Annotated in this window: 13 protein-coding genes; 10 read left to right on the top strand and 3 right to left on the bottom strand. The window is 66.4% G+C overall.

Going from position 1 to position 9,771, the window contains the following annotated elements:
• Positions 1–401: 401 nt before the first annotated feature.
• From V5A53_RS10215 to V5A53_RS10205, 3 genes are read left to right on the top strand one after another with little or no spacing between them, the layout of a single operon-like run.
• Complete coding sequence (locus V5A53_RS10215) at positions 402–791, top strand: 30S ribosomal protein S6e (protein ID WP_332313507.1); 390 nt, start codon at positions 402–404, stop codon at positions 789–791.
• A gap of 19 nt (positions 792–810) precedes the next feature.
• Complete coding sequence (locus tag V5A53_RS10210; RefSeq protein ID WP_332313506.1) at positions 811–1,224, top strand: DUF7112 family protein; 414 nt, start codon at positions 811–813, stop codon at positions 1,222–1,224.
• Positions 1,221–1,673 (top strand): DUF5807 family protein, encoded by a 453-nt coding sequence (locus tag V5A53_RS10205; protein WP_332313504.1) that lies wholly within the window; start codon positions 1,221–1,223, stop codon positions 1,671–1,673. Before V5A53_RS10210 ends, V5A53_RS10205 begins: the two co-directional genes overlap by 4 nt.
• Positions 1,674–1,691: 18 nt before the next feature.
• On the opposite strand, the gene V5A53_RS10200 is transcribed toward V5A53_RS10205, so the two are convergent.
• Both V5A53_RS10200 and V5A53_RS10195 read right to left on the bottom strand, forming a co-directional pair.
• On the bottom strand, positions 1,692–2,771 hold the full coding sequence (locus V5A53_RS10200; RefSeq protein WP_332313503.1) for a DHH family phosphoesterase: 1,080 nt from the start codon (positions 2,769–2,771) through the stop codon (positions 1,692–1,694).
• Between the two features lie 73 nt (positions 2,772–2,844).
• The gene (locus V5A53_RS10195; protein ID WP_332313502.1) at positions 2,845–3,282 is read right to left on the bottom strand and encodes a universal stress protein; all 438 of its coding nucleotides are present in this window, start codon (positions 3,280–3,282) and stop codon (positions 2,845–2,847) included.
• 77 nt (positions 3,283–3,359) lie between these two features.
• Here V5A53_RS10195 and V5A53_RS10190 point away from each other — a divergent pair, with 77 nt between their 5' ends.
• The 5 genes from V5A53_RS10190 to V5A53_RS10170 all read left to right on the top strand — a co-directional run bounded on the left by V5A53_RS10190 (position 3,360) and on the right by V5A53_RS10170 (position 7,617).
• A complete protein-coding gene (locus V5A53_RS10190; RefSeq protein WP_332313500.1) occupies positions 3,360–3,794 on the top strand; it encodes a universal stress protein in 435 nt (144 codons plus the stop codon).
• A gap of 61 nt (positions 3,795–3,855) precedes the next feature.
• A complete protein-coding gene (locus tag V5A53_RS10185) occupies positions 3,856–5,160 on the top strand; it encodes a TIGR00341 family protein (RefSeq protein WP_332313499.1) in 1,305 nt (434 codons plus the stop codon).
• A 63-nt stretch (positions 5,161–5,223) separates the two neighbouring features.
• A complete protein-coding gene (locus V5A53_RS10180) occupies positions 5,224–5,979 on the top strand; it encodes an SIMPL domain-containing protein (protein ID WP_332313498.1) in 756 nt (251 codons plus the stop codon).
• Positions 5,980–6,053: 74 nt separating this feature from the next.
• Complete coding sequence (locus V5A53_RS10175) at positions 6,054–6,500, top strand: hypothetical protein (protein ID WP_332313496.1); 447 nt, start codon at positions 6,054–6,056, stop codon at positions 6,498–6,500.
• 199 nt (positions 6,501–6,699) lie between these two features.
• The gene (locus tag V5A53_RS10170; protein WP_332313495.1) at positions 6,700–7,617 is read left to right on the top strand and encodes a DUF5995 family protein; all 918 of its coding nucleotides are present in this window, start codon (positions 6,700–6,702) and stop codon (positions 7,615–7,617) included.
• Positions 7,618–7,794: 177 nt separating this feature from the next.
• On the opposite strand, the gene V5A53_RS10165 is transcribed toward V5A53_RS10170, so the two are convergent.
• Positions 7,795–8,772: an NOG1 family protein gene (locus V5A53_RS10165; RefSeq protein WP_332313494.1), complete on the bottom strand. Its 978-nt coding sequence runs from the start codon at positions 8,770–8,772 to the stop codon at positions 7,795–7,797.
• A 139-nt stretch (positions 8,773–8,911) separates the two neighbouring features.
• Between V5A53_RS10165 and V5A53_RS10160 the strand changes: the two genes are divergently transcribed.
• Together V5A53_RS10160 and V5A53_RS10155 are read left to right on the top strand one after the other, a co-directional pair.
• Positions 8,912–9,271 (top strand): DUF5518 domain-containing protein, encoded by a 360-nt coding sequence (locus tag V5A53_RS10160; protein ID WP_332313493.1) that lies wholly within the window; start codon positions 8,912–8,914, stop codon positions 9,269–9,271.
• Positions 9,272–9,375: 104 nt separating this feature from the next.
• Positions 9,376–9,696 carry an ASCH domain-containing protein gene (locus V5A53_RS10155; RefSeq protein ID WP_332313492.1) on the top strand — a complete coding sequence of 107 codons (321 nt, stop codon included), beginning with the start codon at positions 9,376–9,378 and terminating at the stop codon, positions 9,694–9,696.
• Positions 9,697–9,771 lie beyond the last annotated feature (75 nt).

The following is a 9,771-nucleotide window of genomic DNA, read 5'->3' as shown; positions in this document are numbered from 1 at the left end:
TCGCGGCGGTCGGCCAGCGCGCGCCATTTATAAGGGCATTCGGCCGGGAGCGAGTGGTCGCCCGTGGCGACCCTCGCGACCCGGGGAAGGGCAGGGCTGTGCGGTTCCTGGTGGATTGAAAGGGCGAGGCACGCTGGCGCCGGAGGGGAGTCACTAAGCAGGCACTACCCGAGCGAAGCGAGGGTATCCTGCTTAGCGACCGCCAGCGCGCCGAGGGCTTTCTATGTCGTTGCGGTCAGGAGGTCACCACGCTCTATTTATAAACCACCGAAGAACACCACCCCAGCAGAACAAAACACCCGAAAGCGAGCCGAAGTGGACGAGTATAAACCGAATCGGGAAACGACCATCCACCAATCCGTTTCAATACCCTTTTGCCGCCGCACCGAGTGTCATCCCGTATGGCAGACTTTCAGGTCGTCGTCGGGGACGAGGACGGCACTACGTACTCCTTCGAGGTGGACGGACAGGACGCGAACCGATTCATCGGCCGTTCGATCGGCGAAACCGTCGACGGTGACGCGCTCGGTCTCTCGGGCTACGAACTCGAAATCACGGGCGGCTCCGACACGTCGGGCCGACCGATGCGCGAGGACGTCGCCGGGACGGACACGGCCGAGATCCTGCTGGAGGGCGGCGTCGGCTTCGAGCCGACCGTCGACGGCGAGCGCAAGCGCGTGACGGTTCGGGGCGCCGAGATCTCCGACGACACGCGACAGATCAACGCCAGCATCGTCGAACAGGGCGAGGAGTCCATCGAGGACCTCCTCGGCGGCGAGGACGACGAGTAACGACCGCGGTTCATCTTTCATGCCGAGCCTTTCTTCAGACGGTGTCGAAACCGTCCGTGCGTCGATAGAGCAGGCTGGCGCGTTGAACCGCCCGAGAATCGTCGTCCCCGAGGGGACGATGCCGGAGGGCGTCGTCCGCGTCGAAGCCGGGAACACGACCTACCACGCCGACGTGCAGGTCGGCCTGGACGACGAGGTCGAGGTTCGCGGTCTCTACGAGAACGTGCGTCTCGCCCGCGAACGCGACGGCGAGAACCGTCTGGGCGAATGGGTCGACGAGAAGGGTCTCGAAGCCGGCCGCTCGGCGCTCGTCGATATCGTCGTCGACGGCGAGCAGTATGGCCTCCGGGCGCCCGGCGAGGACGCGGTCTACCGGGTCGCCGAGACGCCGGACGACAGCCTCGCCTCGATAGCGGAGGACCTCGACGAATGAGCGAGGACGGCGAGGGCAAAAGCGCCCTCTACGACGCCTTCCTCCGCGGTGAGCGGCCCGACGACATCCTCATCTACCTCCACGAGGAGGGCGTCGGCTCCATCGACGACCTGCTCGAAATCGGCACGCGCGTCGAAGACGGCGTCGTCCTCGTGTTGCCGGGCGACGACGGCAAGGCCGCCTTCGAGAGCGCGACCGGCCTCGATGCGATGGATTTCGCCGGGCAGGCGATGCAGACCGACGGCGACATCGCCGACGACTGCACAAGCGGCAGTTGTCCCGATGTGGGCGATGACCCGGGAGACCACTACGTCAAGTTCGTCTTCGCCTTCGCCGAAGAACAGAACGAGGCCGTCGGCGGCATCTACGCCGAGGGCGACGTGGTCCACGCCTATGCGGCCTGTGCCTGCGGGACGACCTACTCCGATAAGTGGGTCGTCGCGGAATAGCGACGAGAGCGACCGTTTCTACGCGTCCGTCTCCGGTTCCTCGTCGTCCAGTTGCCGGAAGCCGTCGAGAATGACCTGCTTCGTGATGGCGCCGCGGGTCGTCCAGTGGTGGGCGTAATCCAGCATGTCGTCGTAGATGTCGGGCTTACAGCCGGCGGCTTTCGGGTGGCCGCCGCCGTTGACCTGCGCGGCGACCTCGTGGCAGCGCTCGAAGGCGTCGGTGCCGCGAATCGACGCTGAGCCGGCGGGTTTGACGATGACGGATGCGTCTGCGCCGTCCTCGCGCATCGCCTCGGCGACCTCGTTCTGCGAACAGCGGCCGTAGGTGACGCCGACCGTCCAGTCGCCGATGACCTTGTACTCGGCGCGGTCGACGGCCTTCTCGATGAGGGCCTCCTTCTCGACGCGCCGTTCTTCGAGGAAGTCCTGCACGTCGCCGGGGAGGTCGGCACCGTGTTCCAGAACCGTCTCGATGTACTCCTCGGGTTCGGCCCAGTGGGAGTAATCCGCGAGGTCGTCGCTGCGGGGGTCCTCGCGGATCCAGAGGTCGTGGTCGCGGGTGACCTTCGCGAGGTCGACGAAGCGGTCGTCGAAGTCGTAATCCAGCGAGCGGAGCGCCACGTCTGTCGTACACTCCTCGTCGGAGTTGCCGACGACCAGTTCGGCGTGTTCGCGGACGAGTTCGGCGTATTCGTCGTCCCACTGGTGGTGGTCGAACCAGCGGACCGAGTCGGCGAGTTCGGCCACCAGCGGCAGGGATTCGATGTCGTACTCCGAATCCGGACAGAGGTCGCAGACGTAGACGTCGAGGCCGGGTTCGGCGTACTCGCCGACGTATTCGAGGGCGTCGGCGATCTCGTGCGGGCCGGCGGGCAGCAGCGAGGCTTCGCCGAATGCCTCTCGCATGAGGGCGACACAGCCGAGGCCGTCGGCATCGGGGTCGGCGATGACCACGCGGTCGGCGTCGGCGAGCGTCTCACGGGCCTCCTGTTCGACCTGTGCGTCGTCGAGCGAATCCGGCATAAAGAAGCCCTCGCCCGGCAGCACGGAGCGCCTGCTGAGGGGGAGGGTCTCGTCGTCGATGAGCCAATCGTCCATATCGGCGGGAGGGGCGCCCCGGGGAATAATCCCTCGTTCGGCGGCGGCGCGTGAGTGACGGTGTCTCGGCTGGTTAATCCAGTTGCCGGACGGTCAGGACGGGTTCGGGTGAGGTCCGAACGACGCGTTCGGCGACGCTACCGAGCAGGAAGGAGTGCTGGCCGCTCCGGCCGCGGGTGCCCATCGCCACCGCGTCGGCGTCGATATCCCGGACGTAGCCGACGATCTGCTTGGCGGGGCGGCCGACCCGGACCGCGGTTTCGAGGTCGACCGGGTTCTCGCGGCTCTCGTTCGCCTCCAGCACGGCGTCCAGCGCCTCCTGGCCCTGCTCGTCGAGGGCCTGCCGGACGTCGCTGTGGAGCCGTTCGGGCAGGGATTCGACCTGCCCCTCGTTGATGACGTAGAGCGCGTGGACGGTGGCGTCGAACTTCGCTGAGAGGTCGAGCGCACAATCGACCGCGCGCGCGACGCTCTCGGAGCCGTCGGTCGCAACTACCACCGTCTCGAACATATCTGACCGTCGGCCCGCCCTCGGCTTAAAAGTATCCGCGGACACAGCTTTTTGACGACCCGGAGCGAGGGTCCGATATGCAGGTCGATACGGTCCTCGTTCCGGTCGACGGCTCCGAGGCGGCAATGGATGCCGTCGAATACGCCACCGCCATCGCCGAACGCTACGAAGCGGGCGTCCACGCGGTCTATCTCGTCGCCGAGAACGCCGGTGACGCGATGGCCAACGGCGACATCTCCGCGGCCTCGGTTGCCGAGCGCGCCGAATCCATCATGGCGACCGTCCGCACCCTCGCCGGCGAGGTGCCGGTCACCCATTCGTCAGCCTGCGGCTTTTCGGTCACACGACTCTCCCAGCACCCCGGAAGCGTCATCCTCGACGTCGCCGAGACGCTGGATGCGGATTTCGTCGTCGTCCCGCGGGAACCCGTCACCGGCGACCCCGAGGCGGTCATCGAGAAGGCCGCCGAATACGTCCTCGCCCACGCCTCCCAGCCCGTTCTTTCGGTTTAACTCGGCGGTGATGGGTCCCCGACGGCGACAGGATTAACGCGGTGCCGTTCGGAGGGCCGGTGTGCGACTCGTTCAGGTGACCATTCCGGCCGGCAAGCGAGAGACGGTGTTGGAGGTCCTCGACGAGCAGGGCATCGACTACGTCGTCACCGACGAGACGAGCGGCCGGGAGTACACGGCGGTCGCGTACTTCCCGCTGCCGACGAGTGCGGTCGAGCCTATCCTGGAGGAACTGCGTGACGTCGGTCTCGACCGGCAGGCCTACACGGTCGTGTTGAGCGCGGAGACGGTCGTCTCCGAGAAGTTCGAACGCCTAACAGAGGAATACGAGGAGGAAAACGGGGAGGGCAGCGGTGGCGACCGCATCGCCCGACAGGAACTGGTCGCCCGCGCCGAGGACCTGGCCTCCTCGCTGCCGACCTACGTCGTGATGACGGTCGTCTCGGCGGTCATCGCCACCGCGGGTCTCCTGTTGAATTCGCCGGCAACCGTCGTGGGGTCGATGGTCATCGCGCCGCTTATCGGCCCCGCGATGACGGCGGCGGTCGGCAGCGTCGTCGACGACGCCGAACTCTTCCGGCGCGGGGTCGTCCTCCAGGTCCTGGGCGTCGTCCTCTCTATCGTCGCCGCGACGGCCTTCGCCATCTTCGTGCAGGTGACCAATCTCGTCCCGCCAGGACTGGACCCGCTGGGATTGACCGAGGTCGAAGAACGGCTCTCGCCCAACTTCCTCTCGCTGGTCGTCGCCATCGGTGCCGGGGTCGCGGGGGCGCTCAGCCTGATGACCGGCATCAACGCCGCGCTGGTGGGCGTCATGATCGCCGTCGCGTTGATTCCGCCCGCGGCGACGGTCGGCATCGGTATCGCCTACGGCATCCCCGCGCTGGCGGTGGGGTCCGCGGTCCTCGTGGCGGTCAACGTCCTCTCGATCAACCTCGCCGCGCTGCTTGTCCTCTGGTATGCCGGCTACCGGCCGGAACACTTCTTCCGCCGGGACCAAGCCCGCATCGCGACGCTCAAGCGGGTTGCCGTCCTCATCGCCGCCATCGCGCTGCTTTCGGTGTTCCTCGGCGGCGTCACCTACGATTCCTACCAGACGGCGACGACCGAACAGGAGATCCGCCAGAGCGTGAACACGGAACTGGAGGACCCCGCCTATCAGAGCTACGAACTCGTCGAACTGGAGGTCGAGACGACCTCGGAATACGTCCTCTTCCATCGGCCCGAGACCGCCGTCGTCACCGTCGGCGTACCACCCGATGCCCCACGGCCGGGCCTCGCAAGCGCTATCGAGCGGCGCCTCGCGACCGAACACGGTCTCGATATCGAGGTACAGGTGCTCTACTTCGAGGTCGAACGCGGCTAAGACTCAAAGACGCGTTTTACGTATCGGCGTTTATAGGGGAGCTCCCGACGGAGAGGGACGTGTATGCAACGAGATGCCCTCCCGGTGCTGGTCGTCGTCGTCGCGCTTCTGGGCGCGGCACTGGCCGGCGCCGCAGTCGTGACCGCGACGAACGACGACGGGACCGCCAGCGGTCCCGCCGACCGAACGATCACCGTCGACGCGACCGGCGAGGCCAACGCCCAACCGGACCAGGCCGTCGTCCGCGTCGCCGCGACCGCCGAAGGCGACAACGCGAGCGCGGTGCGTGATTCGCTCGCGGCCGACGCCGATGCCCTCCGCGAGGAACTCGCGGCGGCCGGCGTCAACGAGTCCGCCTACGAGACGACCGAGTACCACATCCGCGAACGGCACCGCCCGCCACGAGAGGGCGAACGCGAACAGCCGACCTACCGCGGCGTCCACGCCTTCGAGGTGACGCTCGATGACCCCGACCGCGCCGAGGACGTCATCGACGCGGCCGCCGACGCCGACGCCGAGGTCGGTACCGTCCAGTTCACCCTCTCGGCGGAGACGCGCGACGAACTCCGCGAGGAGGCCATCGAGGACGCGATGGGTGACGCGCGCACCCAGGCCGACGCCATCGCGGCCAACGGTGACCTGCAGGTGACCAACGTCGCCACGGTCGACGCCTCCCAACAGCGGTATCGTCCGGTCAGCTACGACGGCGCTGCGGCGGTCGCCGAGCGCTCGGCCGGCGCGGATACGCAACTCGACACCGGCCAGGTGTCGGTCGCCTATCGGGTCCGTGTGAGTTACAACGCGACCGCAGCGAACTGAACGGCCGCTTCGCAGCCGTCCTCGTTCGGCCATCCAGCCAGCTATTTTATCCGCTTTCCGCCCCTACTGTACGTATGGACAGACGGACCGTCGAGTCGTGGGACGAGGCCATCACGGTCGTCCGTGCTCTCGACGCCGGGGAGTCGGTGACCGTGCCGAAGGCCGCCGAGCCGACGCTACCGGCTGACCTCGACTTCCTGCAGTCGAACTTCCCGTGGTCGATTCATAAGGGCGCCATCTCGGTCTACCGCGAGCGGAAACGGAACGAACACCTCCAGATTCGGGAGTATCCCACCTCGTGGGCCGTCTCCGTCGACAACTACAATCCCCACTACGACCCCGTCGAACACGCGACCGTCGACATTCCGGCCCACGTGATTATCGCCATGGGCGCGCTCACACCGGTTCGTGGCTACCGATGGATATTCGGCGATAGACTCCCCTCGCCTGTTGCCGGAATCGCGTTTACGACGGCCGCCATCGGCGTACTCCCGCGAATCGGTCGGTCACTTCTGCCCTGAGTGGCACCCCTGTTTTGCTACGGCGAGAACCCTTTCGGCGTCCTCGTATCTTCGGGAAGTTGTCACCTCCATCGTGGCTGGCGAATCGGGAGCCACGCGACGGCGAGGTCGGTGACGCGACCCGTGATAGAACCAGAAAGCTATACTCGTGGCGGGTGAACGGCTCCTGCATAGGCCCGGCAAATATACTCACCCCGCCATGACCGACTTTTTCCAAGCCGCTCGCCCGTTCGATCCGACGACCCTTCGAGCCATCCGAGAGGCGGTCCGGGGGAACGTCGAGCGCTTCGAGCCGCCATCGGAAGCCGATCGGGAACTCCTCGATCTGGTCGAAACGCCGTACGGAACGGCCGAAAGCGCCGCGGAGCGTCTCACCGAACTCGAAGCGGCGCTTCGAGAGCGCGGCGACCGACGGGCGGTGTTCCTGACCATCTACGTCGATATGACCCGCGTGGTCCACGACGGCATCGAAGCCGGCCGGTTCGACGACCCCGCGTGGATGCGCGAGTATCTCGTCACGTTCGCGAACTACTACCGTCGTGCCTTTAACGCGTTCGAACGCGGCGACGTCGACGCCGTCCCCGACCCGTGGCGGGTCGCCTTCGGAAGCGCCGTCGCGGGCGAGAACCTCCTCATGCAGGACGCGTTCCTCGGCGTGAACGCCCACATCAACTACGACCTCGCGCTGACCCTCGAGGACGTCGGCATCGACCCGAACCGCTCACAGAAGTACGCGGACCACAGCGCCATCGACGGTATCCTCGCTCGACTCGTCGACGCCCAGCAGGAGGCGCTCGCCGACGTCTACGCGGCCGGAATCGACGACGTAGACGCCGTCTTCGGCCGCCTCGACGAGACTCTCACGCTCCGCTCGATGACGGAAGGCCGCGAACAGGCGTGGCGAATCGCGGTCGTCCACACCGACACCAGCCTCCCCCCGGTCCGCTCGGTCGCCCACTGGATACTCCGTGTCACCGCCACAGGTGGGGCCTTTGTCGTTCTCAGCTCGCACCTCGACCTCGAGGTACATCGAACCCTCCGTCAAATCGAGACCGAAGGCATCCCACTTGAAGAGATCCTAGACCGGATTCACGACCGGGTCGCAGACCGCCGATAAGCGGGGACGCATTCGGTGTAACAACCACTACGTAGGGGTTCGAGGTTCCCAACAGGCGAGTGTTCCATCCCTGAACGCAGGGGAGGATGTCCGTACAGCAGGCTGACAGAGTGCGTGCTGAGGGCTTCGATAGTTCGTCGATGAAAAATCACGGACGCCGAAACGAAAGCGTGGCGGCTATTCCTCGAACGGCAGTTCGGGTTCGTAGCCGACGGCGTCGATCATGGCGTCGAGGACGTTCTCGACGTTCTCGCCCGTCTCGATGCTCATGTAGTGATCAGCCTCGACGTCGGTCGAGCGGTCCGACTTGTTGCAGACGACGATGACCGGCACGTCGAACCGCGATTCGACCTCGTCGAGCAGTTCGAGCTGGTCCTCCAGCGGGTAGCCGCAGGCCCCGCTGGCGTCGACCATATATAAGACGGCGTCGGCGAGGTGCTCCAAGGCGGAGACGGCCTGCGATTCGATGGCGTTCCGCTCCTCGGAGGGGCGGTCGAGGACGCCGGGCGTGTCGACCAACTGGTAGCGGATGTGGTCTCGCTCGATGTGGCCGACGTTGATGCCCGTCGTCGTGTAGGGGTACGAGGCCGTCTCGTTGCGCGCGTTGGTCACGTCGTTGACGAAGGAGGACTTGCCGACGTTCGGATAGCCGGCGACGACGATGGCGGGTTCGTCGGCCCGGATGTCGGGCAGGACCTTCAGCGCGTCGCGGGCCTCGCCGATGGCCAACAGGTCGTCGGCGACGCCTTCGGTCACGTCCGCGAGGCGGGCGAAGGCCTGCTTGCGGAGCTTTCGGGCGGTGTCGCTGTCGGCGTTGCGGATGCGGCCGTGGTACTCCTCTTTGAGGTGCTCGATCTGGCGGCCGGCGCTCATCACCGACGAGAGGTGCTGGCGGAGGTTGTCGATGCCGCCGACGTCGGTCTCGGCGAGCGTCGCGTCGGCGAGTTCGTAGTAGAAGTCGTCGACCAGTTCGAAATCGGGCCACGAGGTGACGACGTTCTGGAGGTTGTCCGACAGGATGTTGGCCGAGGTCTGGAGCATCGACTCCTGGGCCTCGATCCCCTGCTTGGCTCGCCCCGCGCGCGCCGCCCGCGAGAACGCCTTGTCGACCAGCTCCTCCGACCGGGGCGTCGTCGGAAGGTCTTCGAAGTGCATACCCACGTTTGGTCGTCCGCCCCTATAAGAAGCGTGTCTCGCGTACGGGCGGCACACTCCCTCTTGGGCCGGAAGCGACCGAACGGGTCGACACGAGACGGCCGACAGCCATTTGCGCGACGGCGGCCTACCGGTGGCCATGACGAACTGGCGTGCCGTCCTCATCGGCGCTCTCGTCGGCATCGTCGCCGGACTCTTCGCCTTCGCGCTGCCGGTCGTCGGCCACGTCGGCGCGGGACTGGTCGGTGGCTTCGTCGCCGGTCTGATCGCCGGTGGCGGCGTCCTCAGCGGCGCGTGGCACGGGCTGGTGGCCGGCGCGCTCGGCGGACTGCTCATCGCCATCTTCGCGGGCCTGCTGGTCACGGTCGTCGGGACCGCCATCGGCGGGCCGGTCGGTGCGTTAGGTGGCCTCGGCGTCTTCGCCGTCATCGCGCTCATCGCCTTCCTGCTTGCGGTCGACAGCGCCATCGGCGGCGCGTTGGGCGGCCTCATCGGTTGATACGGATATCGTAACGATTTGCCGGTCATAGCCGACAGGGACTGGCGATGACCGGTGATTGACTACAATATCCGTATAAGGGGCTGGCGCCCATAAACACGGATATGGCACGCATCGATGCCGACGCACTCCTGCCGAACGACCGCGTCAAACAGGCCGCCCTCGACGGCGACATCACACAACTCAGCCGCGGCGCCGGCAACCGCTACGCCGAGGAAGGCGATACCTTCGACGTCGACGGCACCACCTTCGAGGTGACGAGCGTCGAAGAGCGAACGCTCGGTGACCTGACCGACGCCGACGCGAAACGCGAGGGGTCGCCGTCACTGGACGCCTATAAGAAGCGCATGGAGAAGGTCCATCCCGGCGATTTCGAGTGGGACGAGACGAGCGAGATACTGACCTACCGGTTCGAATCGCAGTAATCCGGGCCAGTTGTTTTGTTTCGGCGGCCCGATTCGTCGGGTATGTTCGCCCCCGCCGAACCCTTCGCCGAGGCC

Source organism: Natronomonas sp., from assembly GCF_036625485.1.
Taxonomy (GTDB): Archaea; Halobacteriota; Halobacteria; order Halobacteriales; family Haloarculaceae; genus Natronomonas.
This window is presented reverse-complemented; position numbering and strand designations above follow the sequence as displayed.